This window comes from Agromyces protaetiae, from assembly GCF_004135405.1.
Lineage (GTDB): Bacteria > Actinomycetota > Actinomycetes > Actinomycetales > Microbacteriaceae > Agromyces > Agromyces protaetiae.
Genome location: NZ_CP035491.1, coordinates 502,597 through 528,830, shown reverse-complemented (window position 1 = coordinate 528,830; position 26,234 = coordinate 502,597). Strand labels below are relative to the sequence as shown.

General features: G+C 70.5%; 27 protein-coding genes and 1 tRNA gene. 10 read left to right on the top strand and 18 right to left on the bottom strand.

Going from position 1 to position 26,234, the window contains the following annotated elements; all coding sequences use genetic code 11:
- Window positions 1-34 precede the first annotated feature (34 nt).
- Together ET445_RS02410 and ET445_RS02405 are read left to right on the top strand one after the other, a co-directional pair.
- Window positions 35-1,345, top strand: a complete 1,311-nt coding sequence (locus ET445_RS02410; protein WP_129188502.1) for an LCP family protein — start codon at window positions 35-37, stop codon at window positions 1,343-1,345.
- 76 nt (window positions 1,346-1,421) lie between these two features.
- Window positions 1,422-1,510 (top strand) — tRNA-Ser (locus ET445_RS02405).
- Window positions 1,511-1,619: 109 nt separating this feature from the next.
- On the opposite strand, the gene ET445_RS02400 is transcribed toward ET445_RS02405, so the two are convergent.
- A complete protein-coding gene (locus tag ET445_RS02400) occupies window positions 1,620-1,970 on the bottom strand; it encodes a nuclear transport factor 2 family protein (protein ID WP_129188500.1) in 351 nt (116 codons plus the stop codon).
- 71 nt (window positions 1,971-2,041) lie between these two features.
- Between ET445_RS02400 and ET445_RS02395 the strand changes: the two genes are divergently transcribed.
- On the top strand, window positions 2,042-2,743 hold the full coding sequence (locus ET445_RS02395) for a DUF5134 domain-containing protein (RefSeq protein ID WP_129188498.1): 702 nt from the start codon (window positions 2,042-2,044) through the stop codon (window positions 2,741-2,743).
- Between the two features lie 171 nt (window positions 2,744-2,914).
- Here the strand turns inward: ET445_RS02395 and ET445_RS02390 are convergent, their stop codons facing one another.
- From ET445_RS02390 to ET445_RS02350, 10 genes are all read right to left on the bottom strand, one after another.
- Complete coding sequence (locus ET445_RS02390; RefSeq protein ID WP_129188496.1) at window positions 2,915-4,069, bottom strand: XdhC family protein; 1,155 nt, start codon at window positions 4,067-4,069, stop codon at window positions 2,915-2,917.
- Between the two features lie 6 nt (window positions 4,070-4,075).
- Window positions 4,076-4,627: an SRPBCC family protein gene (locus tag ET445_RS02385; RefSeq protein WP_129188494.1), complete on the bottom strand. Its 552-nt coding sequence runs from the start codon at window positions 4,625-4,627 to the stop codon at window positions 4,076-4,078.
- Between the two features lie 26 nt (window positions 4,628-4,653).
- A complete protein-coding gene (locus ET445_RS02380; RefSeq protein WP_129188493.1) occupies window positions 4,654-5,928 on the bottom strand; it encodes a vWA domain-containing protein in 1,275 nt (424 codons plus the stop codon).
- Window positions 5,921-6,832: an AAA family ATPase gene (locus ET445_RS02375; RefSeq protein WP_129188491.1), complete on the bottom strand. Its 912-nt coding sequence runs from the start codon at window positions 6,830-6,832 to the stop codon at window positions 5,921-5,923. The genes ET445_RS02380 and ET445_RS02375 overlap by 8 nt, the downstream gene beginning before the upstream one ends.
- The gene (locus ET445_RS02370) at window positions 6,829-7,437 is read right to left on the bottom strand and encodes a nucleotidyltransferase family protein (protein ID WP_129188489.1); all 609 of its coding nucleotides are present in this window, start codon (window positions 7,435-7,437) and stop codon (window positions 6,829-6,831) included. The genes ET445_RS02375 and ET445_RS02370 overlap by 4 nt, the downstream gene beginning before the upstream one ends.
- Window positions 7,421-8,308: an XdhC family protein gene (locus ET445_RS02365; RefSeq protein ID WP_243695296.1), complete on the bottom strand. Its 888-nt coding sequence runs from the start codon at window positions 8,306-8,308 to the stop codon at window positions 7,421-7,423. Before ET445_RS02365 ends, ET445_RS02370 begins: the two co-directional genes overlap by 17 nt.
- Window positions 8,305-8,430: a hypothetical protein gene (locus tag ET445_RS18235; protein WP_279433487.1), complete on the bottom strand. Its 126-nt coding sequence runs from the start codon at window positions 8,428-8,430 to the stop codon at window positions 8,305-8,307. The genes ET445_RS02365 and ET445_RS18235 overlap by 4 nt, the downstream gene beginning before the upstream one ends.
- 77 nt (window positions 8,431-8,507) lie before the next feature.
- A complete protein-coding gene (locus tag ET445_RS02360; protein WP_129188487.1) occupies window positions 8,508-10,877 on the bottom strand; it encodes an aerobic carbon-monoxide dehydrogenase large subunit in 2,370 nt (789 codons plus the stop codon).
- A 73-nt stretch (window positions 10,878-10,950) separates the two neighbouring features.
- Window positions 10,951-11,487 (bottom strand): (2Fe-2S)-binding protein, encoded by a 537-nt coding sequence (locus ET445_RS02355; RefSeq protein WP_129188485.1) that lies wholly within the window; start codon window positions 11,485-11,487, stop codon window positions 10,951-10,953.
- Between the two features lie 2 nt (window positions 11,488-11,489).
- Entirely contained in the window at window positions 11,490-12,365 is an 876-nt protein-coding gene (locus ET445_RS02350; RefSeq protein WP_129188483.1) for an FAD binding domain-containing protein, read from the bottom strand.
- Between the two features lie 130 nt (window positions 12,366-12,495).
- On the opposite strand from ET445_RS02350, the gene ET445_RS02345 reads away from it, so the two are divergent.
- From ET445_RS02345 to ET445_RS02335, 3 genes are all read left to right on the top strand, one after another.
- Window positions 12,496-13,494 carry a LysR family transcriptional regulator gene (locus ET445_RS02345; RefSeq protein ID WP_129188481.1) on the top strand — a complete coding sequence of 333 codons (999 nt, stop codon included), beginning with the start codon at window positions 12,496-12,498 and terminating at the stop codon, window positions 13,492-13,494.
- A 116-nt stretch (window positions 13,495-13,610) separates the two neighbouring features.
- Window positions 13,611-15,041, top strand: a complete 1,431-nt coding sequence (locus ET445_RS02340) for an SNIPE associated domain-containing protein (RefSeq protein WP_129188479.1) — start codon at window positions 13,611-13,613, stop codon at window positions 15,039-15,041.
- 101 nt (window positions 15,042-15,142) lie between these two features.
- Entirely contained in the window at window positions 15,143-15,412 is a 270-nt protein-coding gene (locus ET445_RS02335; protein WP_129188477.1) for a hypothetical protein, read from the top strand.
- 67 nt (window positions 15,413-15,479) lie between these two features.
- Here the strand turns inward: ET445_RS02335 and ET445_RS02330 are convergent, their stop codons facing one another.
- The 4 genes from ET445_RS02330 to ET445_RS02315 form a co-directional block, all read right to left on the bottom strand.
- Window positions 15,480-16,145, bottom strand: coding sequence for an IclR family transcriptional regulator (locus ET445_RS02330; protein WP_243695295.1), 666 nt, complete (start codon window positions 16,143-16,145; stop codon window positions 15,480-15,482).
- Window positions 16,146-16,231: 86 nt separating this feature from the next.
- Window positions 16,232-17,422 carry an adenosylhomocysteinase gene (locus tag ET445_RS02325; RefSeq protein WP_129188473.1) on the bottom strand — a complete coding sequence of 397 codons (1,191 nt, stop codon included), beginning with the start codon at window positions 17,420-17,422 and terminating at the stop codon, window positions 16,232-16,234.
- A 66-nt stretch (window positions 17,423-17,488) separates the two neighbouring features.
- Window positions 17,489-18,358, bottom strand: a complete 870-nt coding sequence (locus ET445_RS02320; RefSeq protein ID WP_129192371.1) for a formylglycine-generating enzyme family protein — start codon at window positions 18,356-18,358, stop codon at window positions 17,489-17,491.
- A 98-nt stretch (window positions 18,359-18,456) separates the two neighbouring features.
- Entirely contained in the window at window positions 18,457-19,998 is a 1,542-nt protein-coding gene (locus tag ET445_RS02315; RefSeq protein ID WP_129188471.1) for an arylsulfatase, read from the bottom strand.
- A 74-nt stretch (window positions 19,999-20,072) separates the two neighbouring features.
- Here ET445_RS02315 and ET445_RS02310 point away from each other — a divergent pair, with 74 nt between their 5' ends.
- The gene (locus ET445_RS02310; RefSeq protein ID WP_129188469.1) at window positions 20,073-22,700 is read left to right on the top strand and encodes a helix-turn-helix transcriptional regulator; all 2,628 of its coding nucleotides are present in this window, start codon (window positions 20,073-20,075) and stop codon (window positions 22,698-22,700) included.
- Here ET445_RS02310 and ET445_RS02305 read toward each other — a convergent pair.
- Together ET445_RS02305 and ET445_RS02300 are read right to left on the bottom strand one after the other, a co-directional pair.
- The gene (locus ET445_RS02305; protein ID WP_165314270.1) at window positions 22,693-22,935 is read right to left on the bottom strand and encodes an SHOCT domain-containing protein; all 243 of its coding nucleotides are present in this window, start codon (window positions 22,933-22,935) and stop codon (window positions 22,693-22,695) included. The two genes, ET445_RS02310 and ET445_RS02305, sit on opposite strands and share 8 nt — an antisense overlap.
- Before the next feature lie 14 nt (window positions 22,936-22,949).
- A complete protein-coding gene (locus tag ET445_RS02300; RefSeq protein WP_129188464.1) occupies window positions 22,950-23,393 on the bottom strand; it encodes a DUF6325 family protein in 444 nt (147 codons plus the stop codon).
- Between the two features lie 145 nt (window positions 23,394-23,538).
- On the opposite strand from ET445_RS02300, the gene ET445_RS02295 reads away from it, so the two are divergent.
- The 3 genes from ET445_RS02295 to ET445_RS02290 are packed head-to-tail and all read left to right on the top strand — an operon-like array spanning window position 23,539 to window position 25,210.
- A complete protein-coding gene (locus ET445_RS02295) occupies window positions 23,539-24,444 on the top strand; it encodes an AI-2E family transporter (protein ID WP_279433486.1) in 906 nt (301 codons plus the stop codon).
- Entirely contained in the window at window positions 24,441-24,770 is a 330-nt protein-coding gene (locus ET445_RS18230; protein ID WP_279433485.1) for an AI-2E family transporter, read from the top strand. The genes ET445_RS02295 and ET445_RS18230 overlap by 4 nt, the downstream gene beginning before the upstream one ends.
- A 32-nt stretch (window positions 24,771-24,802) precedes the next feature.
- Window positions 24,803-25,210, top strand: coding sequence for a hypothetical protein (locus ET445_RS02290; protein WP_129188462.1), 408 nt, complete (start codon window positions 24,803-24,805; stop codon window positions 25,208-25,210).
- A 122-nt stretch (window positions 25,211-25,332) separates the two neighbouring features.
- Here ET445_RS02290 and ku read toward each other — a convergent pair whose 3' ends face one another.
- The gene (gene ku / locus ET445_RS02285; RefSeq protein ID WP_129188460.1) at window positions 25,333-26,145 is read right to left on the bottom strand and encodes a non-homologous end joining protein Ku; all 813 of its coding nucleotides are present in this window, start codon (window positions 26,143-26,145) and stop codon (window positions 25,333-25,335) included.
- Between the last annotated feature and the right edge of the window lie 89 nt (window positions 26,146-26,234).

Here is a 26,234-nt window from a genome sequence, read left to right as displayed (position 1 = left end):
CTGAGAACGCGACCGACAGACGAGAAGGAGCCGAGTGAACGAGGAGTTGCGACCGACGACCCGTCGGGCAGTCAAGACCCCGTCCATCGCGCGGCACGGGAAGCTCAAGCGTCGCAGCGCCTGGAAGACGATCGCGACGATCGTGGCTTCGACCCTCGCCGTCGTCCTCGTGTCCGGCGTCTCGGTCGGGGCGTACGCGGCCATGGATCTCGTGCAGACGGCCAAGCCGACCGTGAAGCTCGAGAGCGAGAAAGTGCTCGAGGGCGTGCCCGACATCGGCGCGATCGACGGCGGTGTGAACCTGCTCGTCATCGGCAGTGACAGCAGGCAGGGCCAGGGGATGGCGTTCGGCGACCCCGATGAAGAGACCGCCGTGCTCAACGACGTCACGATGCTCCTGCACATCTCGCAAGACCATTCACATGTCGAGGTCATCAGCTTCCCGCGTGACATGCTCGTTTCGGTACCCGGCACGTGCGTCGACCCCGATGACCCGTCAGACACCCTCTCGGCGCTCTCGTCGGTCAAGATCAACACCGTGCTCTCCTATGGTGGCGCCGAGAACGGCGGCATGGACTGCGTCGTGAAGACGGTCGAGCAGCTCGTCGGCGTGACGATCCCGTTTGCCGGGGTCGTGCAGTTCCTCGGCGTCGCGGGGCTCTCCGAGGCGATCGGCGGCGTCGACGTCTGCGTCGCCGAGCCCATCGAGGACGAGTACACGGGCACCTTCCTCGAGGCGGGACCGCACACACTCTCAGGCATGGCCGCTCTGCAGTTCTTGCGCACCCGACACGGCGTCGGCGACGGCAGCGACCTCGGACGCATCTCGAACCAGCAGGTCTTCATGTCCTCCCTCGCCCGCAAGGTCCAGTCCGACGGCACGCTGGCCGACCCGGTCAAGCTCTTCGGCATCGCGAAGGCCGTCCTCTCGAACATGCAGCTCTCCTCGAGTCTCGGAAACATCCCGATGCTCGTTTCGATCGCGAAGGCCATGCAGGACGTCGACCTCTCGAAGATCGCGTTCATCCAGTACCCCACGAGCTACGTCGACGGCGGCGGTGCGGTCGCACCGAACTGGCTCGCAGACTCGGTCAACCAGGCGCTCCAGCAGGATGTCCCGGTCGTGCTGCCGACCGTGCAAGACGCCGACTTCGCCTCCGAGACCGACCCCAACGCGGCGCCCCCGGCCGATCCCGCAGCGCCCACCGATGCAGCGGATCCGGCAGCGCCCGCTGACCCCGCGGCCCCCGCAGGACCTCCCGCTGCGGCTCTCCCCGACGGAGTCTCGGGCCAGACCGCGGCTGACGTGCGCTGCTCGTCGGGCCGCACACTCGACGACCAATAGGGCCCCTCGCCTGCTCGAATCGTCATTCCCGGCATCACCGGGTTATGATTGCTGTCGCGTGCGCTCGCGCATGCAAGGAGACGTCGCATAGTCCGGTCGAGTGCACCACCCTGCTAAGGTGGAGTCCCCGTAAGGGGACCAGGGGTTCAAATCCCCTCGTCTCCGCACTGTGATGTCTCAGGACATCGTGAACGGCTGAACCCCGGTTTCGGGGGTTCAGCCGTTTTTGCGTTGGTAGCTGCGGGTGGGGTCGACGGTGATCTTGCGCCGTCGGCTACGGCAGCGGCACGATGTACGAGTCGACGCGGGCGATGAGTCCGTCGCGGAAGGTGAAGAGGTCGTTGAACGCGAACCGGAACGGCCCGTGCTCGGCCGTCGCGCCGCGGCCTTCGCCGGTCGTCACGACGACCGGACCGTCTTCGAAGACGCGATGGACCTCGAGCTCGGGGCTCCCGGTGAATGCGGGGTTCTCGATCTCGCCGTCGAACTCGGCCTTCCCGTGGGTCGTGCGGTGCCCGTGGATGACCCATTCGACGTCGTCGGTCAGTGTGGCGAGGATGCGGGCGTGGTCGCTCGCGCGGAAGCCGTCGAGATACTCCTCCACGAGGTGCCGCTGATCGCTCATGTGGTGAGGATAGCGAGTCCCGGCGGCCGGGCATCCATCGCGCCGCGGGGCCCCGCTCGTAGACTCTGAAGATGATCGCAACGGCGGCGTTCTCATGGGGGTTCACCCTGTGGTTCGCCGCCCTGGGCGGGGCGTCGCTGGTCGGGCTGGCCCGTGCGGGGCGGACGCCCGACGGCGTCTCGTACGCGGCGCACGCGATCATGGCGGGCGTCATGGCGCTCATGCCGTGGGGGTGGTCGGCGGTCGTGCCGCAGGCGATCTGGATCGCCGTATTCGGCGCGTTCGCGCTCTGGTACCTGTCGCTCGCGATCTCGCGTCCGGGCACGCGCATCGGCCCCGGCACCGGGCATCACGCCACGGGCACGCTGCTCTGGTACCACGGCGCGATGATGGGCGCCATGGTGTGGATGAGCGTGCTCGTCGTGCTCGCGGCGGGAGCCGTCGGGGGAGCGTCGGTCATGCATCACGAGTTGGCGATGGCGGGTGGCCCGGGCGCGCTAGATGCGCCGGATGCCTCGGGGCTCGCGAGTGCCGGCGGCGCGGCGGGCTGGCAGCAACCTCTCTGGGCGGCCGCGCTCACGTGGGCGTTCGTCGCCCTGTTCGCGGTCGCAGCGGCGTGGTTCGGCGCGAGGCTCGTGTCGCGGCTCGCTGCAGTTCGTGCCGGGAGCGGCGGTGGGCGAGACATCCCGACAGCCCTTCCTCCCGCCGTCGAGGCGGCCGTGAGCCTCGCGATGGCGGCGGGGATGGGCGTCGCCTTCGCCGCGATGCTCTGACGTGCCCAACGCGGTGGGCTCAGGCGGCCGACTCCACGAATGTCGGACAAGTGCCTGATTGTCGGACGTGTCGGCCAGAACTCGTCCGACAAACAGCCTCTTGTCCGACAAACCCGAAGCGGCAGGGGCGGGGAGCGCAGGGGCAGAGGCAGGGGCGGGGGCAGGCGCCCCTCACCGCACGAGCGGCGTCGCCTCCGTCGGCAGTTCGATCGCGCGGTGGATCGGTCCCGACTCCTTCGAGAGCTGCGCGCCCGACCCGCCCCAGCGGAGCTGGATCATCTGCGCGGCGATCGACACGGCCGTCTCTTCGGGCGTGCGGGCGCCGAGGTCGAGGCCGATGGGCGAGTGCACGAGGTCGATCTCGGCGGGTTCGAGCCCGGCTGCGAGGAGCCGCCGCACGCGGTCGGCGTGCGTGCGCCGCGAGCCCATGGCGCCGATGTAGGCGACGCGCGGGCCGCGGAGCGCGGCCTTCAGCACGGGCACGTCGAACTTGGGGTCGTGGGTGAGCACGCACAGCACGGTGCGTTCGTCGATGCTTCCCTGCTCGATCTGCTCGGCGAGGTACTGGTCGGGCCAGCGCACGACGAGTTCGTCGACGTCGGGGAAGCGGGCGGATGTCGCGAACACGGGCCGCGCGTCGCACACGGTCACGTGGTAGCCGAGGAACCCGCCGAGCTTGGCGAGCGCCGACGCGAAGTCGATCGCGCCGAACACGATGAGCCGCGGTGCGGGCGCGAAGCTGTTGACGAAGACGCGCATGCCCTCGCCGAGCCGTTCGCCGTCGGGCCCGTAGCCGAGCGTCGCGGTGATGCCGCCCGAGAGGAGCCCGCGCACGTCGTCGGCGATGCGCCGGTCGGCGTCGGGGCTGCCGAAGGTGCCGTCGGAGACATCCGGTCTGATGACCATGCGAAGGCCGACGCGCGCGGGGTCGACGTGCTCGATGACCGTCGCGACGGCGACGGGCCGCCCGGCGGCGATGTCGTCGGCGATCTCGCCGAGCTCGGGGAACGTCGTTCGGGACACCCGTTCCACGAAGACGTCGAGGATCCCGCCGCACGTGAGGCCGACGGCGTACGCGTCGTCGTCGCTGATGCCGTACCGCTCGAGGGCGGGCGGCGCCCCTTCGATCGCCTCGGTCGCGAGCCCGTACACGGCGCTCTCGACGCAGCCGCCCGACACCGAGCCGACCGCCGCGCCGTCGGCGTCGACGAGCATCGACGCGCCGGGGTCGCGCGGCGCCGACTTGAAGGTGCGCACGACGGTCGCAAGTCCCACCGTCTTGCCCTCGCGCCACGCTGCGACGAGGGGGTCCAGGATGTCACGCATACGTGCCTACTTCGCCTCCTTGTCACGGTGGAAGATCGAGCCGATCGCGCCCGCGACGAGCGAGAGGCCGTTGACCGAGCCATCCGAAGACTCCCCGGTGTTGGCGCTCTCGTCACCCGACAGGAGCTTCTGCAGGTTGCCCGCGAAGATGCCCATGATCTGCTGCGCGACGGTGTTGATGACGCCCTTGCCCATCGCGGCGGCCTTGCCCGAGAGGGCGATGTCGCCGTGCACGACGCCCGTCGTGACGCCGTCCTCCTCGGTGAGGGTGATGGTTGCGGTGCCCTCGGCGGTGCCCTGTCCGGCCTTCTCGAGCGCCTTGCCCTTGAACGTCGCCACGTGGGCCGCGTCGTCGCGCGAGACGAGCTCGATCTGCCCGCGGTACTGCATCGAGAGCGGGCCGACCTTGACCTTCACGAGACCCTTGTAGGTGTTCTCGTCGACCTTCTCCGAGAGCTCGGCGCCGGGAACGGCGGTCGCGATGCGTTCGACGTCCATGACGGTGTTCCACACGTCGTCGATGGGGGCGGTGACCTTGAAGGTGCTGTCGAGTTCCATGGAGGGGTTCCTTCTTCCTATTCCGGTCAGCGGTGACTCGAGATGGTGGTCGGATGCTTCGGGGCGGGTCTCGTGGCGCGCGGCGCTTCGTCGTCGGCGATCGCCCGCACGAGCTCATGCAGGGCCGAATAGCTGTGCCCGCTCACGAACGCGTCGCAATAGGGGAGGGCGGCGGCCATGCCGCCCGCGAGCGGCTGGTAGCCCGCGGCGGCCTTGCGCGGGTTGACCCACACGATGCGGTGCGCGAGGCGCGACAGCCGCGCCATCTGTCGTTCGATGTCGGCGGGGTCGTCTTGCGCCCACCCGTCGGACAGGATGACGACGACCGCGCCGCGCGCGATGCCGCGCCTGCCGTGCTCGTCGATGAACGCGCGGATGCCGTCGGCGAGGCGCGTGCCGCCCGCCCAGTCCTTCGCGCCCGCGGCGGCGCGTTCGAGCGCGAGGTCGGCGTCGCGCCCCGAGAGGTGTCGGGTGAGGCGCGTGAGGCGCGTCGCGAAGACGAACGCCTCGGCGCGACTGGATGCCACGGCGGCCTGCATGAACGCGAGGAAGACCTGCGTGTACGGCTCCATCGACGCCGACACGTCGCACAGGAGCACGAGCGGGCGCGGGCGGGTCTGCGGCTCCGCGTGGAGGAGCCGTACGACGTCGCCGCCAGTGCGATGCGAGGCGCGCACGGTGCGACGGAGGTCGAGGCGGTCGCGCGCGTGGGGCGAGACGCGCGTGCGACGGCCGGGGCGCAGGGGGGTCGCGAGCACGAGGTCGGCGACGAGCTTCCGGATGCGGTCGAGCTCGTCGGGCGTGAGCTGGGCGAACGACGTGTCGTGCAGGCGCTCGTCGGGGCTCGCCGCGAGGAGGAACGCGTCGTTCCCTTCGTCGGCGGATGTCTCGCCCGAACCGCCGTCGGCGGGCGGCATCGGGCCCGGGGCCGCCAACCGCGCTCCGCGCGCGGTGGGCCGGTCGTCGGCGGCCGTGCGCCGGGTCTGCCGGTCGATGGGCGGGGCGTTCTGGTCGCCGCGCGAGTCGGCGGGGTCGGCGGAGCCGCCGAAGAGTGCGGTGAACACGGCGTCGAAGATCGGCAGTTGCTCGTGCGAGGTCACGAAGACCGTGCGGCACGCCCAGTAGAGGTCGGGGCCCGTGCGCGGCGGGACGAGGCGGAGTGCTTCGACGAGCCATCCCGAGCGGTCGGGCGGAATCGGCAGTCCGGCCCGGCGCAGTTCGGTCGCGAACGCGACGGCGAGCCGAGCGGGGTCGACGGCGATGACGGAGCCGCCGTGGTCGATGGTCGTGAGCTCACTCATCGTCGCCCGCCAGCCACTCGCCGCCGCGCGCGCCGACGAGTTCGAGGTCGTCGCGGTTCTTGACGACCGATCCCCAGGTCGCGGCCGCCGAAGCACCGTCGAGCCGCCCGACGCCGAGGAGCGTGAGCGCCATGACCCAGTCGATGAGCTCGGCGACCCCGGGCGGCTTCACGAGGTCGAGCGAGCGCAGGCGCGCGACGGCGCCCACGGCCTGGACGACGAGCGGTTCGGATGCCCCGGCCACGCGTCTGCGCACGATCTCGAGCACCTGCTCGGGCGCGGGGAAGTCGATCCAGTGGTACAGGCACCGGCGCGTGAGGGCGTCGTGCAGGTCGCGCGTGCGGTTCGACGTGAGGATGACGATGGGCGGCTGGGTCGCGCGGATCGTGCCGAGTTCGGGCACGGTGACGGATGCCTCGGCGAGCGCCTCGAACGTGAACGCTTCGAACTCGGCGTCGGCGCGGTCGATCTCGTCGAGGAGGAGCACTGCCGGCCGCGGCCCGTCGTACTCGATCGCCTGCAGCACGGGCCGCTGCAGGAGGAACTCGCGCGTGAAGAGGTCGGCGTCGGCGAGACGGGTGTCTTGCGCCTCGGCGAGCCGGATCGCGAGGAGCTGCCGTTGGTAGTTCCACTCGTAGAGCGCCTCGCCCGCGTCGATGCCCTCGTAGCACTGGAGGCGGTAGAGCGGCGTGCCGAGGAGGGCGGCGAGCGTCTTCGCGGCTTCGGTCTTGCCGACGCCGGCTTCGCCTTCGAGGAGGAGCGGCTGGCGCATCCGGACCGCGAGGAACAGGGCCGTCGCAAGGCCGGGGTCCGCCAGGTAGTCGCGTCCGTCGAGCCCCGCCGCGAGGGTCGCGGCGTCGGGGACGAGCTCTTCGACCGAGCCCTGAGGGAAGGGCTCGGTCACGCCGACCTCGCGACCTCGGCGAGCAGCGCCCGGTAGTCGTCCTCGGTGTCGACGTCGCGCGGGACGCGCCCTTCGACGCGCACGCGCGCGACCGCCGAGCCCAGCCGCTCGATGAGCCGCCACACCCCGCGGTCTCCGTGGAGCGTCGCGAGCGCGGGAAAGGTCGCGCGCGAGAGCGCGAACGGGTGCCCGATGCCGTCTTCGTAGCGCGTGACCGCGATGGGCGCGTTGCCGCGGCTCGCGAGCACCGTCTCGACGACCTCGGGGCGGATGCCCGGTTGGTCGCCGAGGAGCATGAGGATGCCGTCGAGCGACGGGTCGATGTCCTGGATCGCCCGCGCGATCGACGACGAGCAGCCCGACGTGTGAGCGTCGTTGATCACGACGTCGAAGCCGCTCGTGTCGACCGCAGCCAGCACCTCGTCTGCCGACCCGCCGAGCGCGAGGATCCGCTGCGGGAACGGGAGGCCGCGCACGAGGTCGAGCACCGCGTCGAGGAGCACGCCGTCGCGGTAGGGCAGCAGCTGCTTCGGGCGGCCCAGCCGGGTCGACCCACCCGCGGCGAGGACGACGGCGGCGAGGCGCGGCTCAGACGGCGACGGCATAGCGCTCGGGCTCCTTGAGGTAGAGGGCCTTGCAGTGGCCCGAGCAGAACCAGACCGTGCGGCCGTCGTGCTCGGTGTGCGGGGTCGGGTCGGCCGCGATCACGGTCATGCCGCACACGGGATCGATCGCGGTCGCAGGGCCGGATGCCTCGTGCTCGCCCGTGTACTCGTGCGGGGCGTCGTGCTCGTGGTCGGCGGGGTGCTCGTGCCCGTGGTGCTCGGCGTGCTGGTGTTCGTGCGGCGCCGGCCCCGAGTCATCCGTCGCCCATGCTCCCTCGGTCGCCCGGATCTGCACGATCTCGGCGAGCACCCCGAGGGCGATCTCGCCCGGCGAGCGGCCCCCGAGCTTCAACCCGGCGGGCGTGTGCACACGGTCTCGCAGCGAGTCATCCACGTCGAGCGACGCGACGACCGCGGCGCCGCGCTTGTCGCTCGCGACGAGGCCGATGTAGGGCACGCCGGCCGCGAGGGCGGCCGCGAGCGCGGGCTCCTCGCCCTTGCCGTGCGACGCGATGACGACCGCGGCATCCGTCGAGCCGGGCCGCCACGCCTCGCCGTCGACGAGCTCGACCTCGAAGCCGAGCTCGGCGCCGATGCGGCCGATCGCCTGCGCGACGGGGGTCTCGCCGACGACGACGAGCCGGGCCGCGGGAATCACCGGTTCGAGGAACACGTCGATCGACCCTCCTGAGAGACACGGATTGTGCACTTCGACGGCGCCCTCGAGCTCGGTGCGACCGACGTCGCCTGGGCGCACCTGCAGGAGCAGCGGCTCACCGGATTCGAGCACGCGCAGGCTGAACTCTCGCACCGAGGCCTCGACGCAGTTGCCGCCCACGAACCCCGTCATGGCGCCCAATGCGTCGATCACCGCGACATCCCCGCGCGAGCGCTCGTCGGCCGCTCCGTGCGCACGACCGTGGCCCGCACGAAGGCCTGATGCTGCTCTTCGAGCTCTCGTTGCCTGCTGGCTACGTTCGCGGTGACCGTCATCGGCTCTCCTACTCCCCATGATCACACTGTTCGGGTGCGACCCTGCCCGGTTCTGCAAGATCGTGATCAAGGAGGGATCACACGGGCGGCCTGGCGTTCCCCTGCATGGCGTCCCAGACCCGTGCCGGCGTGCACGGCATGTCGATCGCGGTCACGCCGACGGGCCGCAGTGCGTCGATGACCGAGTTGACGATCGCGGCGGGCGAGCCCACCGTGGCCGACTCGCCGATGCCCTTCGCGCCGATCGGGTGGTGGGGCGACGGAGTGACCGTGAAGCCGGTCTCCCAGTCGGGCACCTCCATGGCGGTCGGGATCAGGTAGTCCATGAAGGAGCCGCCGAGGCAGTTGCCGTCCTCGTCGAACTCGATGATCTCCATGAGCGCCATCCCGACGCCGTCGGTCAGGCCGCCGTGCACCTGCCCCTCGATGACCATGGGGTTGATGCGGGTGCCGCAGTCGTCGACCGCGAGGAACCGGCGCACCGTGACCTTGCCCGTGCCCTTGTCGATGTCGGTCACGCAGAAGTACGCGCCGTAGGGGTAGGTGAGGTTCGGCGGGTCGTAGGTGACCTCGGCGTCGAGGTTGCCGTCGACGCCCTCGGGGAGCTCGATCGTGCCGTGCGCGGCGAGCGCGATCTCTTGGATGGTCTTGCCCGCCGACGGGTCGCCCTTGACGAACCAGCGGCCCTTCTCCCACTCGAGGTCTTCGGGGCGGGTCTCGAGCATGGCCGCGGCGATGAGCCGCGCCTTGTCGCGCACCTTCCGGGTTACGAGCGCGACGGCCGCGCCGCTCACGGGCGTCGACCGGCTGCCGTACGTGCCGAGCCCGAACGGCGTCTGGTGCGTGTCGCCGTGCACGACCTCGATGTCCTCCGGCGGGATGCCGATCTCCTCGGCGACGATCTGCGCGAACGTCGTCTCGTGCGCCTGGCCCTGGGTCTGCACCGAGATCCGCACGACGGCCTTGCCCGTCGGGTGGATGCGGAGCTCGGCACCGTCGGCCATGCCGAGGCCGAGGATGTCCATGTGCTTGCGCGGGCCTGCGCCGACGCCCTCGGTGAAGAACGAGATGCCGATGCCCATGAGCTCGCCGCGCGCCCGCTTCTCGGCCTGCTCCTGCCGGAGTTGGTCGTAGCCGAGGAGCCCCATCGCGTGCCGCATGGTCTTCTCGTACTCGCCCGAGTCGTACTCGAACCCGGCCTTGTTGTCGTACGGGAACTGCTCGGGACGGATGAAGTTCTTGAGGCGCAGCTCTGCGGGGTCCATGTCCAGCTCGATCGCGAGCCGGTCGATCATGCGCTCGACGAAGTACGCCGCCTCGGTCACGCGGAACGAGCACGCGTACGCGACGCCGCCCGGAGCCTTGTTGGTGTAGACCGACGTGACCTTGCCGTACACCGACTCCCACGTGTAGCTGCCCGGGAAGAGGTTGAAGAACCCGGCCGGGTACTTCGTCGGCTGCGCGACGCCGTTGAATGCACCGTGGTCGGCGAGCACGTCGGCGCGCAGGCCGAGGAGCTTGCCGTCCTTCGTCGCCGCGATCTCGCCCTGCATGATGTAGTCGCGCGCGAACGAGGTCGACATGAGGTTCTCGGAGCGGTCCTCCATCCACTTGACGGGCTTGCCCGTCACGATCGACCCGACGATCGCGAGCACGTACCCCGGGTAGATGCCGACCTTGTTGCCGAAGCCGCCGCCGATGTCGGGGGAGACGAGGTGGATCTTGTGCTCGGGGATGCCCGCGACCATCGCGATGACGGTACGGTGCGCGTGCGGCGCCTGCGATGTCTCGTAGATCGTGAGCTCGCCCGACACGGGGTTGAAGTCGGCGACCGCGCCGCATGTCTCCATCGGAGCGGGGTGCACGCGCGGGTAGACGATCTCTTGTTTCACGACGACGTCGGCCTTCGCGAAGACGGCCTCGGTGGCGGCCTTGTCGCCGCACTCCCAGTCGGCGATGTGGTTGTCGGTGCGGCCCTCGAGGTCGTCGCGGATGATGGGCGCGTCGGGCGCGAGCGCCTTCCGCACGTCGACGAGCGGCGGGAGGAAGTCGTACTCGACGTCGATCGACTCGAGCGCATCGCGGGCGGCGTAGCGGTCGTCGGCGATGACGAACGCGACCTCCTGGCCTTGGAAGCGCACCTTGTCGGTCACGAGCACCGACTGCACGTCGTACGACAGCGTCGGGATCCACGCGAGGTTCAGGCCCTCGAGGTCCTTGCCGGTGATGACGGCCTTCACGCCCGGGCGCGCGAGCGCCTCGCTCGTGTCGATCGACACGAGTCGCGCGTGCGCGACGGGCGCGCGGAGGATCGCGCCGTGCAGCATGCCGGGCAGCACGATGTCGTCGGTGTAGTTGCCCTGCCCGCGGATGAATCGGGGGTCCTCCTTCCGCTGGAGGCGCCCGAAGCCGACCGGACGGTTCGGGTCGTCGGCGGGGTGGTTCACGTCGTGGTCGCGTCCGGGCTCGTGGCCGCGGTCGGCGTGGTGACCGTGATGCGTGCGGGGTCCTCGGTGAGGGTCATGCTCCCGCCACCTCCTTCTCGGGTTCTGCGACGGATGCCTCGGTGCCGGCCTCTGCAGCGGCGGCGTCGCCGCCGGCCGGGTGCTCGGCCGCCCACTGCACGGCGCGCACGATCGTCGCGTAGCCCGTGCAACGGCAGATCTGGCCCGAGATCGCCTCGCGGATGTCGGTCTCGGTCGGGTTCGGGTTCTCCTTCAAGAGGGCGTTGGTCGTGAGCATCATGCCCGGCGTGCAGAAGCCGCACTGCAGGCCGTGCTCCTCCATGAAGCCCTGCTGGATGGGGTCGAGCGTACCGCCCTCGGCGAGACCCTCGACGGTCTTCACCGAGTGCCCGTCGGCCATCGCCGCGAGCACCGTGCACGACTTCACGGGCGTGCCGTCGAGCTGTACGACGCACGCGCCGCAGTTCGACGTGTCGCAGCCCCAGTGGGTGCCGGTCATGCCGAGCTCTTCGCGCAGGAAGTGCACGAGCAGCACGCGGGGTTCGATGTCGCGTGCGACTTCGGTGCCGTTGACGGTCATCGTGACGAGCATGCTCAGGCCTCCTGTCCTTGGGCTCGCGCGATCGCCTTCCGCAGCGTGCGCTGCGTGAGCTCGTTCGCGAGGTGACGCTTGTACTCGACCGACCCGCGCTGGTCGGCCATGGGATCGACGGCCTCGCCCGTGAGGCGGCCGGCTTCGGCGATGAGCTCCTCGGTCGGCACCTTGCCGCGGAGCACGGCTTCGGCCGCGGACGCGCGGGTCTCGAGCCCGACGGCAGTGGTGCCGATCGCGACATCCGCCAATGTCCCGTCGTCTGCGAAGGTGACGGATGCTCCGGCCGCGGCGACCGCCCAGTCGCCCACGCGTCGCTCGACCTTCTCGTAGGCGCTCGACGAGCGCGGCCTGATGGGGATGCGCACCTCGGTGAGCACCTCGTCGAACGCGACTGCGGTCTCGTAGGGGCCGACGTGGAACTGGTCCATCGAGAGGACGCGGTCTCCGGATGCCCCGTGTACGACCGCTTCGGCACCGAGCACCGTGCACACCGTCGACAGGTCTTCGGCGGGGTCGGCCTGACAGAGCGACCCGCCGAGCGTGCCGCGATTGCGCACGATGGGGTCGGCGACGACCCGCTCGGCGTCGCCGATGATCGGGAAGAGCGCCTGCACCTCCTCGGACTCGAGGAGCGTGTGGTGGCGCGTGAGCGCACCGACCACGAGCACGTCGCCCTCGCGGCGGATGAAGTCGAGCTCGTGCAGATCGTTGATGTCGATGAGCCAATCGGGCCGGGCCAACCGGAGCTTCATCATGGGGAGGAGGCTATGGCCGCCCGCGATGACGTGGGCGTCCTCTCCGTAGCGGCTGAGCAGTGCCACCGCATCGTCGAGGCTCGTGGCCTTGGCGTAATCGAACGGCGCCGGAATCTGCACGGCGGCTCCTTTCTCGACGCACCTTCGCGTACGCTCCGCGGCTCCGCGGGGCGCTTCTGCGGTTCACGTTGCCTCCGCGCTGATGGAGTGTCAACATCGACATAAGCGAAGGGTTATCAGGCCGATGGGCATGACGTTCAGTCAGTTGCGGACGTTCGCACGGGTTGCGAAGCTCGGCTCGCTCCGCGCCGCAGCGGCCTCGCTCGGCGTGAGCGAACCGGCCGTGTCGACCGCGATCGCCTCGCTGCGCACCGAACTCGGCGACCCCCTCTTCACGCGCACGCCCATGGGCATCACGCTCACCCCCGGCGGACGCGCGCTCGCCGCCCACGCCGAGGAGATCATCGGCCTCGCCGAGGACACCCGCCGCGACGTCAAACACGCGAGCTCGCACGAACGGCAGTTGCGCGTGCTCGCGACGGCCGCGTTCGCCGAGCACGCCGCCGGGCGCCTCTTCGACCTGTTCGGCAAGTGGGTGTCGTCGGACGCCGTCGACGTCATCGTCGAGAGCGCCGACGACATCGCGACCCTCTTGCGCGAGCGCGCGTACGATCTCGCGCTCGGCGCCCGTCCGGGGCTGGCGAACAGCTCGGGGCTCGAGCTCGTGCCGTTCTTCAAGTACCAGCGGGTCGTCGTCGCCTCGACGAGGCATCCGCTCGCGTCTTCGACGGGCCCGATCCCGCTCGACAAGCTGCTCTCGGTGCGGTGGTTCGCGGGCCCCGGCGGGTTCGAGCCGCTGACCGAGGAGGGCCGCTGGTTCGGGCGGCTCTCGGCCCTGCCCGACGTCATCGAGCTCACGAGCGAGACCGACGCGCTCTCGGCCGTCGCGGGCGGCGAAGGCGTCATGCTCGCGCTCGGGCACGTCGCGGCGTCGCGCATCACGGGCGTCGCGGGGCATCCGACCGACGCAGACCGCACGCCCGACCTCGTGCGCCTCGCCGTCGCCGACACGCCCATCTCGGGCCTCTGGTGGGCGACGACCCTCGACGGCGGCCGCGCGACCGACGCCGCCCGCATCGTGCAGCGCCTCGTGACGACCGCCGAGGCGACGACCGCGATCGTCTCGCCGACGGGCTCGCGCGGGCTGTCGCGGCGGGGCAACAAGTTCCATGTCGCGCTGTGGAGCTGAGTGCCGGTGAAGGCCCAACAACTGGGGATGCTTGATGTCGGCGGTCGCCGCTAGCTTCGACACCTGATGCTCGCATCCCTGAGCGAGCACGCGACGTGAATTGGGGCACCCGAGGAATGAGCCACGCAACGCCGGCAGGATGGTACCGCGACGAGTCTGTCCCCGACACGCTGCGCTGGTGGGACGGGCAGGGCTGGACCGAGCATCGAAGCCCGATCCCTGGAGCCCAGCCCGCGACAGTGTCCTCGCCGAAGGCGACGAAGCCGGTCAAGCTCTCGAACCGAGCGGCTCGGGGTCGGCTCGAGGAACTCGAGGCGCTTGTCGAGAAGCACGGGTTGAGAGCGTTCGGCGAGATCGACGCGTACCGTGCGCGCATCGAGGGCGAACTCGCTGCCGCGCGCGCTGCGGCTGCGGCGGAACATGAAGGACTTCGGCGCCAGTGGGATGACTCGATTCGGAAGCTCTCGAAAGACCACGAGAAGTTGACGCAGTCGACGGCGTCGCTCCGCGCTGACATCGAGGAGCAGAAGGCACAGGTAGTCAACCTTCGAGATGCCGCGAGCCTCCAGGAACTCGGCGTATTCGACTACGAGCACCCGGCAGAGTCGTCAGCCGTTCTCTCCGGGCAACTCGAAGTGCTGCGGGCTCAGATCAAGGACGCGGTCCGCGGCGGGCGGGCGACCGTCGCAGCCACCGGCTTCACATTCAACAACTCAGCCGCCAAAGGTCGAAAGTTCGTCAGCGACATGAGCAAGATCCTGCTCCGCGCCTACAACGCGGAGGCGGAGAACGCCGTCAAGATGATGCGCGCGGGCAACCTGGCGGCCGCTCAGCAACGGCTGACCAAGGTCGCCGAGCAGATCGCCCGCCAAGGAACGATGATCGACCTGAGCATCACGCCTTTCTACCAGGGTCTTCGACTCAAAGAACTCGAACTCGCGAACCGCCATCTTCGGACAGTCCAAGAGGAGAAGGAGCGGGAGCGTGAGCATCGTGCAGAGCTGCGAGAGCAGCGCAAGGCCGAGCAGGAACTCGCGCGTGAACACGAGCGTCTCGAGAAAGAGAAGGCCCACTATCTTGCGGCGTTGGCCGCGCTCGAGGCGAAGGGCGACCTCGAAGGGGCCGACCGGATGCGCGAGAAGCTCGCGGATGTCGAACACGCCATCGAGGACGTCGACTACCGTGCAGCGAATATCCGCGCAGGCTACGTGTACGTGATCTCGAATATCGGTGCGTTCGGCGAGCATATGGTGAAGATCGGGATGACCCGCCGCCTCGAGCCGATGGATCGTGTGAACGAACTCGGCGATGCATCCGTGCCGTTCCGGTTCGACGTGCACGCCTTGTTCTTCGCTGACGACGCTGTGGGCGTTGAGAACATGCTCCACACCACTTTCGCCCAGGAGCGGGTGAACAAGGTCAATCTCCGTCGCGAGTACTTCCGGGTGACGCCCACCCAAGTGCTCGATGTGCTCAAGGCGCACAATGTCGAAGTCATCGAGTACACGGTCGAGCCGACGGCGGAGGAATATCGGGCGAGTCTCTGAACCACGATCCCCGATCCTCCTTCCGACGTGCGTCGCGTTGACGCAACTGGGCAACGGGCGAATCATGGGGAGCCTGACGAGCACAGACCCGGGGAGGGCGCGTGGACGAGATCGAAGCGGGCTATGTGTCGTATACGCCGACGGCGGAGCGGTTCGCGCAGGTGGGAGCCGACTTCGACTCCGAGGCGGTCGACGACGCGATCCTCGCGCACCTGAACGCGCGCGTCGCGCCGGGCATCCGCGTGCACCGGAACGGCAAGGTGTTCGCCGACCCGCCCGAACTCGAGCGCGCGAAGGCCGTCGACTGGAAGAGCCTTCTCGAAGAGATCGACCTCGACCAGTTGATCGCCGACAACCCGCCTCGGCGCTGACGGCTCGCGGCGACGGCGGCGAGGCCGCGCCGGGCTGTTGAGCGAGGCCGCTCTTGGCGACGCTCTGCTACAACCGTGCCGCGATGCGCGCCGCAGCCGAGCTCGCGTACTCGACGACCGTGTCGAGCGCCGTGTCGCTGAAGCTCGTGTCGACGTACGGCACCGTGACGACGGCGATGGCCGCGCCGTCGCGGCGCAGCACGGGGAAGACGACGTCGGTGATGCCCGGGTGGGCGGCGTCGGCGACGACGAACCCGCCGTCCTCGCGCAGGGGAGCGGGCGAGGCATCCGCCCCGCTGAACGCACCGTACGCGCTGAGCACGCGCCCGCTCGGCGTCTCAGCCGGGAAGAGCGCGCCGACGCGCACGCGGAATCCGAACTCGGCGGGGCTCTCGGCCTGCGCGACGATGCGAACACGATCGCCGTCGGCGACGCCGAGGTTGCACGACTGGCGCAGGGTCTCGGCGAGCTCCTGCAGCACGGGCTCGGCCGCGGCGAGGAGCCCGCGGAGCGGCTCGCGGCGGTGGGCGAGGTCGAAGAGCTTCGTGCCGAGCGTCGTGAGGCCCGATTGCGGGTCGCGCACGAGGTAGCCGCGGCGTTCGAGGGTCACGAGCACGCGGTAGAGCTGGCTCGGCGAGCGGCCCGTCTCACGCGCGATCTCCTGCTGCGAGAGGCCGCCCGCGCGGTCGGCGAGGAGTTCGAGGATGTCGAGCGCCTTGTCGAGCGCCGGCACAGCGTAGTCGGGGGCGGATGTCTCGGACGGTTCGGATGCCTCGGTGCCGATGATGTCCTCCTCGAGTGGGCTCTGAGGGCGACGCGTCAGGCCGCCGCGCCCATCGCCGAGAGCATGCGGCGTGCGATCTCGCGGTCGATCGCCTCGGGCACGGGCTGTGCGCCCGCCGTGAGACTACCGGCATCGCGGGCGACGCGTTCGAGCGAGAGGGTCTGCAGGAGGAACCCGAGGTCCATCGACTCGATCGAGTTGCCCTTGGGCTCGCGGCCCGCGAGGTTCACCATGCGGCCGTTCGCGAGCAGGGCCACCGTGCGGCCGTCGCCGAGGTCGAAGCGCTCGATCGCGTCGTCGAGCACGGTGCTCGAGGCGGCCCGAGCGCGCAGGCCCTCGACGTCGATCTCCCACGGGAAGTGCCCCGAGTTGGCGAGGATCGCGCCGTCGCGCATGCGCTCGATGACGTCGACGCCGAGCACGCCGGGGCGGCCGGTCGCCGTGATGAAGACGTCGCCCCACTCGGCGAGGTCGGCGACGGGTGCGACGCGGAAGCCGTCCATCGCGGCCTCGAACGCCTTGAGCTCGTCGACTTCGCTGACGGCGACCTTCGCGCCGAACGCCCGCAGGTACTGCGCGATGCCGCGGCCGCACCAGCCGTAGCCGACGACGACGAACCGGTGCCCGATGACCATCGAATTCGTGATGCGCTGGTAGCTCTCGACGACCGATTGCCCGACGGAGTGCTTGTTCTCGCCGATGGCCTTCAGCAGGCTGTCGTTGATCACGATGACGGGGAACGGGATCTGCCCCGAGAGTTCGGCGCGCAGGCGGTCGCCACCCGAGGTCGTCTCTTCGGTGCCGCCGATGATCGTGCCGGTCGCGCCGCGCGCGACGAGCTCGGCCGCGAGGTCGCCGCCGTTGTCGAGGATCATGTCGGGCGCGGCGTCGAGCACGCGTGCGACGTTGCCCGCGTGCGCCTCGATGCCGTCGTCGCGGCGGCCGAAGACGGTGACGCCGTCGAGAGCGTTCAGGTAGTCGACGATGTCGTCTTGGGTCGAGCCGTGATTGCCCGTGCCGACGAGCTCGGCGCCGCCGGCGAGGAGCGTCTCGACGAGCACGGCTGTCTTGGGCTCGAGGTGGAGCGACATGCCGATGCGCCGGCCCGCGAAGGGGCGCGTGCGTTCGAGGTCGGCGCGAGCCGCCTCGAGGAGGGGCATGCGGGAGCGGGTCCATTCGACGCGTTCGGCGCCGCGACGCGCGGTCGAGGTGATGGTCGCGTTCATGCGGCCAGTATTGCACATATGAATAGAAGATTCATGGATGAATCACACGGTCAGTCGCTGACACGCTCAGCCCGAGGCATCCGCCGCCAATCTGAACCCCACATGACTCATACCCGTGTCGATCTGCTGCGGCCGCCGCGCGGCCGGCCGGTACCTGCGGCAGTAGCTGTCGGCGCACAGGAACGACCCGCCCTTCACGACCTTGCGCGGCACGTCGAACGGCTGCCGGGCATCGATGCTGCCCTCGCGCGACCCGCCGCGCGGATCGACCGGCGCGCAGCACGCGCCCGCCTCGTGCCCGCCGTACCAGTCGCTCGTCCACTCCCACACGTTGCCGGCCGTGTCGAAGAGCCCGTACCCGTTCGGCTCGAACGACCCCACGGGCATCGTCGCGCCGTACCCGGGCTCCGCCCGCCACGGGAACTCGCCGTGCCAGTAGTTCGCACGGCGGTCGCCGTCATCGGACTCGGGCCCGTCGCCCCACGTGAACTCGGCCCCGTCGAGCCCGCCGCGCGCCGCGAACTCCCACTCCGCCTCGGTCGGCAGGCGGCCACCGGCCCAGTCGGCGTAGGCCGAGGCATCCTCGAAGGCGACATGGACGACCGGATGCTCCGCCCGCTCGCCGATCGACGACCCCGGCCCGAACGGCCGACGCCAGTTCGCGCCGGGCGTCCACGCCCACCACTGGCTCAGGTGTCTGAGGTCGACGGGGCCGGGCGTGCCCGTGAACACCATCGACCCCGGCACCAGGTTCTCGGCCGGGGCATCCGGAAACTGCGACGCATCCAACGGTCGCTCGGCGACCGTGCGGTACCCCGTCTCGCGCACGAACCGCGCGAACTCGCGGTTCGTGACCTGCGTCGGCGAGATGCGGAACGCGCCGACGCGCACGCTGTGCGCGGGCGCCTCCTCGGGATAGTGCGCGTCGGAGCCCATCGTGAACTCGCCGCCCGCGAGGGCGACGAGATCCGCCGGGATCTCCGTCGGCTGCCGGTCCGCGCGTGCGCTCTCGGTCGTCACGCGCCCAGTCTCGATCAATCGCCGCCCGCGAGGAAGGCCTCGAGCTTCTCGACCGCCTGATCGATGCTGAACGTCGCCGCCCGCTGCCGCGGCGGGTACTCCTGGAAGGTCGCGAGGAAGTCGGTCACGATCTGCTGCGCCCCGAACATCAGGAACACGTTCTCGAAGATCCACTCGTAGTAGCGGTTCGACGTGATCTCGGCCCGCTCGAAGGGGTCGGTTCTGAGGTTGTAGATCTTCGGGGCGCGGAGCGCGGTGAACGGATCGAGCCACAGCGCGAGCGTGCCCTGCGTGCGCTGCTCCATGAAGACGACCTTCCAGTTGTCGAAGCGCACGCCGAGCACGTCGCCGTCGTCGGAGAAGTACACGAATCCCTTGCGCGGCGACTCGTCGACCTCGCCGGTCAGGTAGGGGAGGAGGTCGTACCCGTCGATGTGCACGCGGTAGGTCGTGTCGCCGATCGTCTTGCCCGCCTTGAGGTCGTCGACGACGGTCGTGTCGCCCGCGGCCGCGAGGAGCGTCGGAAGCCAGTCGTGGTGCTGGACGATCTCGTTCGACACGACGCCCGCCGGGATGCGCCCGGGCCAGCGGATCATCTCGGGCACGCGGAACGCGCCCTCCCAGTTCGTGTTCTTCTCGCTGCGGAACGGCGTCATGCCGCCGTCGGGCCAGCTGTTCATGTGCGGGCCGTTGTCGGTCGAGTAGATGACGATCGTGTCGTCGGCGATGCCGAGGTCGTCGAGCCGGTCGAGGAGTTCGCCGACGAGCTTGTCGTGGTCGACCATCGTGTCGTGGTACTCGGACTGCCACCTTCCCGCCTGCCCGATGCTCTCGGGTTTCGGGTGGGTCTTGTAGTGCATGTGGGTCGTGTTCATCCACACGAAGAACGGCGTCTCGGCGGCGACCTGGCGCTCGATGAAGTCCTTCGCGGCCGCCGCGAACTCGTCGTCGACGGTCTCCATGCGCTTCTTCGTGAGCGGGCCGGTGTCTTCGATGCGCTGCTTGCCGCGCGGCCCGTAGCGCCCGTCCTCGGTGTCGTCGTACTCGTCGATCGCCCACGAATGGATGACTCCACGCGGACGTGCCCGTTCGTTGAAGCCCGGGAACTCGACCGGGTCGGGCCAGTTCGGCGACTCGGGCTCCTCTTCGGCGTTCAGGTGGTAGAGGTTGCCGAAGAACTCGTCGAATCCGTGCGCCGTCGGCAGGAATTCGTTGCGGTCGCCGAGGTGGTTCTTGCCGAACTGCCCGGTCGCGTAGCCGAGCGGCTTCAGAAGGGTCGCGATCGTCGGGTCCTCGGCGCGCATGCCGCGGTCGGCGCCCGGCATGCCGACCTTCGAGAGACCCGTGCGGAAGACGCTCTGGCCGGTGATGAACGACGCACGGCCCGCGGTGCAGCTCTGCTCGCCGTACGAGTCGGTGAACCGCATGCCCTCGTCGGCGATGCGGTCGATGTTAGGTGTGCGATAGCCCATGAGCCCGTCGCTGTAGCAACTGAGATTCGTGATTCCGATGTCGTCGCCCCAGATGACGAGGATGTTCGGTCTTCCGTTCGGCATGTCGCGAGCGTAGGACGGCCGAATGTTTCGAGAAATGCTCATCACCCGGGCGGGGTGACGCATAGTCTCGAAGCATGCAGTCGGATGCCGCGGGGTGGGACGCGTTCTCCGAAGCACGCTTCACGCGGCCCTCGCGGGCGGTCGCCGCCCCGCGCGAGCGGGTGAACGCACGGCTCGACGAGGCGGTCGGCGCGGGGCGCACCGCCTTCGTCGTCGCGCCGAGCGGGTTCGGCAAGACGACGGCGGTGTCGAGCTGGGCGGCCGGTCTCGCGGTGCCGAACGGATGGCTCTCGCTCACCCGGTACGACATCGACCCCCACCGGCGCCTCTCGGGGATCGTCGGCGCCCTGCGCCGGGCGGCGATCGGCGCCGAAGACCTCGGGCTGTGCCCGCTCGCGACCCTCGACGCCGGCTCGCGCGACGCCTCGGCGAGCTACGACGCGATCGTCGACGCGCTCGCCGACGCCGTGCGGCCCGTCGTGCTCGTCGTCGACGACGTCCACCGCGCGGGCGAATCCGTGCGGCGCGGCCTGCTCTGGAGCCTCGTCGAGCAGCCGCCCGCGGCCCTCCGGCTCGTCCTCGTCGGCCGGGAGCCCAGGCAGTTCCCCGTCGACCGGCTGCTCGTGACCGGGGCGGCCGCGATGATCGGCGTCGACGAACTGCGCTTCGACGTCGACGAGACGCTGCGGGTCGCCGCCGGCGCCGGCCGCCCGCTCGACGCCGTCGACGCGCAGCGCCTCGTCGCGGCGACCGGGGGTTGGCCCGTCGCCGTTCGGCTCGCGCTCGCCGCGGGGCGCGAGTTCACGGGGCTCGACCCCGCGAGCCTCGAAGCCGCACGCATCGAGGTTGCGGCCCTCGACCCCGTCGCCGCCTCGTCGGCGTCCCGCGCCGTGCTCGCCGACTTCGTCGCCGACGAGGTGCTCGGGGCCCTGCCCGAAGACCTCGCGGACTTCGTCCTCGCCGCGACGACGACCTCCGACGTCGACGCCGCGCTCGCAGCGGAACTGTCGGGCCGGCCGGATGCTGTGCTCCTCCTCGAGGAGTCCGTCGCGCGCGGCCTCTTCGTCGACCGGTTCGGCACGGGAGACCGCGCCGGCTACCGCTGGCACGACGTCTTCGCCTCGACCTGCCGCCAGCTCCTCGAACGCCGCGACCCCGGGCGGGCGGCCGACCTGCACCGGGCGGCCGGCCGGTTCCTCGCCTCGTCCTACCCGCTCCTCGCGTTCGACGAGTCGCTCCGCGCCGGAGACGTGCCGACCGCCGTCGAGACGCTCCGCGCGAACTGGGTGCGGCTCCTCGTCGGCCCGAACGGCGACGCCCTCACCCTCGCGTGCACGCGCCTGCCGGCCGAGTGGCAGGCGCACGCCGAAGTCAGGCTCATCCGCGCTGCCGCGACCGGGCTCGCAGGCGGCCGCGAACAGGGTCAGTCGCTCTACCGCGACGCCGCGGCGGAGATCGACGCCGACCCCGAGGCATCCGCCGCCGTCCTGCGCACCCGCAGGCTCGCCGCACTCTTCCTCGAAGACGATCGCGACGCCCTCTCGAGGGCGGTCGAGACCGTCGAGCGCGACCTCGCGACGCTCGACTCCGCGGAACCCGGATGGCTCGCCGCGAGCCTCCTGCTCCTCGGCATCACGCAGATGTCGCTGCGCTGGGAACCGTCGGCGACGACCCGCACGTTCGAGACCGCCGAGGCGAACGCGCTCGCCGCGGGCGACCCGCTCGTGGCGAAACGCGCGGCGGGCGCGCTCACGTTCGCGCGCGCGTTCCGCGGCGACTTCGTGGAGGCGCGCGCAGTGCTCGAGCGCACGGGCACGCCGTCGGGTTCGGACGCGTGGTTCGGGTACATCGGCAACTCCGAGCACTTCGCGACGGCGTGGATGGCGTACTGGTGCGACGACCTCGACACGGCCCGGGTGCACTTCCGCCGGGTGCTCGAGGGCGGCAGCAGTTCCACGTCGTTCGACGGCTTCGCGCGCCAGTACCTCGCCTACATCGCGGCGATCGACGGCGATGCGGCCGATCGCGCCGAGGCCGCAGCCCTGCTCCGGGGCATGCCCGAGGCCGAGCAGCACGGCATCCCCTGGCCCGCGTACCGGCTCGCGGCGACGGCCAAGCTCGCCGAGGCCGAGGGCCGGATCGACCGCGCGGCGGCCATCGTGCGGAGGTTCGAGCACGTCGAGCAGATCCCCGCGACGACGGTCGTGCTCGCCGAGCTCGCGCGGCGGCACGTCGGCGAGCAGGTTGCGCTGCGCATGCTCGAGCAGATCACCGAGACGGGCCGCGCCTCGTACGCTCGGGCCTCGGCGCTCGTCACGCTCGCGCTGATCCGCCGCGCCCACGGCGATCGTGCGGGCGCGCACGAGCGGCTCGAACGCGCGCTCGAGGTCGCCGTGCCCCAGGGCGTCGCCCGGCCGTTCGCCGACGAGTGGCCCGATGTCCGCCAGTTCATGCTCGAGCACGTCGCGTGGGGCACCGCCTACGGCGACTTCCTGACGCACGCGATCGCCCGCCACGACGACCGCACGGGGCTCACCGAGCGCGAACGCGACGTACTCGGCTACCTGCGCACGACCCTCACGACGGCCGAGATCGCAGCTGAGCTCGGCCTCTCGGTCAACACCGTGAAGACCCACCTGCGGATCATCTACCGCAAGCTCGGCGTCTCCGATCGAAAGGCCGCGGCGAGCACGATCACGTGAGCAGGCGCCGCTTCGCCGCCGCGTACTCATCGTCGTCGAGCGCGCCCGCGGCACGGAGCGCCGCGAGGCGTTCGAGCCCGTCGAGGAGGTCGAGGTCGGGTCGACGCTCGTCGGGTCGACCCTCGCGCACGTCGGGGAAGCGGCCGGATGTCTCGGGCTCGCCCCCGGTCGCGCGGGAGAGCCGGTCGGCGACGGCGAGGAGCCCGGGCCGCCCGTCTCGTCGCCCCTTCGGCATCGCCATCACCCACGTCAGCTCTGCGAGGCCGCGCGCGGCACGCCCGCGGCGACCGCGACTTCGTCGAGCACCGCGCCCGGCAGTCTCCGGGTCGCGACGACCTCGGCGCCGCTCGGTTCGAGGGCGGCCTGGATGCGCCGCGCCCACGTGTGCTCGACGAGGAGCACGAGCACCGACGTGCCGGGTTCGAGGGCGGCGGCGATCCGGTCGAGGTCGTCGTCGCCGATGAGTCCCGTGGCCCCCGCTTCGACGGCGGCGACGTCGAACCCGTCGCCGATCGCGTCGAGGTCGGCCCCCCGCACGACCCCGGCGTGGTCGCAGGTGAGGAGGACGGCGTCGAGCAGGGTGACGACGCCTTGCGCGAGCGTCTCGACGATCGCCCATCGTGCGCGTTCGGGGATCCCGTCGCCAGGGAATCCGATCACGCACAGCTCGCCGGGTCCGAATCCTGCGATCATCCGGCACCCCCTCCGGGCTCGGATCAGATGCAGTCGTTTCTAACCCCGGCGAGTCGGAGGGCGTAGTCCGGTCACCCGCCCCGGGTGAACGCGTAGGGGCGCTCCGCGGGCGCTCGCCTAGCGTGACGAGCGGGGGAGGTGCGGCATGTGGTGGCGCAGACGCACGGACCGCAACGGCGGGGCGGATGTCTCGGACGGCCGCGGCTCGGAGGCATCCGGTGTCTTCGTCGGCACCGGCGCCGGTGCCGACGGCGCGGCCGCATTCGCCGCGGAAGACCCCTCACCCCACCGCACCGCGTTCATCCTCATCGGCCTCGGCGGTGCCGCGCTCGCGTCGTTCGGGATCGCCGCGATCGGATCGGTGCTCGCGCCCGTCCTGCTCGCGCTCGTGCTCACGATCAGCGTGCACCCGCTGCGGGTCGGGCTCGAACGCCGGGGTGTGCCGCGGGGGATCGCGACGGGATCGGTCATCGTCGCCGTCGTGCTGCTCCTCGGCGGGTTCATCGCCGCGCTCGTCATCTCGTTCGCGCAGTTCGCGACGCTGCTGCCGACCTACGTGCCCGAACTGCAGGCGTGGGCGGAGGGGATCGCCGGGTGGCTCGCGGGCTTCGGTGTCGGGCCTGAGCAGATCGAGCTCATCTTCTCGGGGTTCGACCCCGGCCGGATCGTCGAGTTCGTCGGCGGCGTGCTGGGCAACGCCCTCGGGCTCACGTCGGCGTTCGTCGTGCTCCTCACGATGCTCATCCTCATGGCGATGGACGCCGTCTACGCACCCGTCCTCAACCGCGAGATCGGCGCTCGTCGCCCGATCCTCGTCGAGGCGGTGCACGAGTTCACGACGGGGGTGCGCAAGTACATGGTCGTGACGACCGTGCTCGGCGCCGCCCAGGGGCTCGTCAACTGGCTCGCCCTGCTCGTGATGGGGGTTCCCGGGGCGCCGCTCTGGGGCATCCTCTCGTTCCTCTGCAGCTTCATCCCCAACATCGGCTACTTCATCGCGATCGTGCCGCCGCTCGTCTTCGGGGGCTCTCGGGAGGATGGCCGACGGTGATCGGCGTCATCGTCGTCTACGGCATCATCAACGGCATCATCCAGTCGGTCATCCAGCCGCGCGTCGTCGGCAACGCGGTCGCCCTCAGCCAGACGCTCACGTTCTTCTCGGTGCTGTTCTGGGCGGTCGTGCTCGGGCCGATCGGGGCGATCCTCGCGATCCCGCTCACCCTGCTCGTGCGCATGCTCCTCGTCGACTCGAATCCGCGGCTCGCGTGGATCCGCCCGGCGCTCGGCGACTTCGCCGACACCAAGCAGGCGATGGCGGCCGAGTCCGCCGCGGCCGCGCAGGACAAGGCCTCGAAGCGCGCGGGGGGTCGCGCGTAGACTCGATAGGTTCCACGACCTGGGAGTTCCATATGAAACGAATCCTCATTTCCGCCGCAGTCGTCGCCACGAGCACGCTGCTGCTGGCGGGCTGCGCAGCGGGCGGCACGGCGTCCTCCGACTGCACGACCATCAACAACGAGATCCGCGACGTCTCGAACGGCGCGCAGAACACGCTCGTCTCGACGGCCGAGTCGGCCGACATCCAGAGCAACCTCGAGGGCTACTCCGAGCGGATCGTCGCGCTCGAAGACGGCGCGAGCGACGCCGTCAAGACGGCGCTCGGCGCCCTCGACGACGCGCTCGGCAGCGCCGCGGAGTTCGCGGCGACGCTTCCCGACGGTGAAGACGCAGAGCGCGACGGCGACGCGATCGCCGGGCAGCAGTCGGCGATCGCCGACGCGGCCGACGCCGCCAAGGCGGCCTGCACCACCGAGTGATCCGGCGGCACTGAGGAACGGGGCGGATGGCTCGCGGCGTGAAGCCCGAGGCATCCGCCCCGCTTTCGTGCGCGCCCGCGCAGCTCTCCCTCGAAGCCGCGTCCCGATCGCGCGCCGCCGGGCTACTTCGCGGCCGCGCGCTTCTCGGTGTCTTCGCGCTTCGCCGCGATCGACCGCCGCAGCGCCTCCATGAGGTCGATGACCTCGCCGCCCGTCTCCTCGGCGGCGCCCCCGAACGTCGCGGCCGTGTCGAGCGCGTCGCCCTGCTCGAGCTTCGCGGCGATGAGGGTGCGGAGCTCCTGCTGATACTCGTCGACGAACTCGGTCGGGTCGAAGTCGGCCACGAGGCTCTCGACGAGCTGCTTCGAGAGCGCGAGCTCTTTGTCGGTGATCTTGACGTCGTCGCCGAGGTTCTTGAAGTCGGCGGCGCGCACCTCGTCGGCCCAGCGCAGGGTCTGCACCATGAGCACGTCGCCGTGCACGCGCAGGGCCGCGAGGCTCGACTTCTGCCGCAGCGCCATGCGCACGATCGCCGTGCGGTCGGTCGACTCGAGCGTCTCGCGCAGCAGCACGTACGCCTTCGACGACGCCGAGTCGGGCTCGAGGTAGTAGCTCTTGTCGTACATGATCGGGTCGATCTGCTCGGTCGGCACGAACTCGACGACCTCGATCTCGCGGCTGCGCTCGGCGGGCAGGGCCTTGAGATCTTCGTCGGTGATGACGACCGTGCGCTCGCCGTCGTCGTACGCCTTGTCGATGTCTTGATAGGCCACGACCTCGCCGTCGATCTCGCACACGCGCTGATACCGGATGCGTCCGCCGTCGGCGGCGTGCACCTGGTGCAGCGACACGTCGTGATCCTCGGTCGCGCTGTAGAGCTTGACGGGCACATTGACGAGGCCGAATGTGACCGCCCCTTTCCAGACGGCTCGCATGCCCCCAGTACACACCCCCGGATGCCCCGTGGGAACCCCTTGCCCGCAGCCCCGCCCCGAGGCATCCGCAGCCCGCCAGCCCCCTCCTC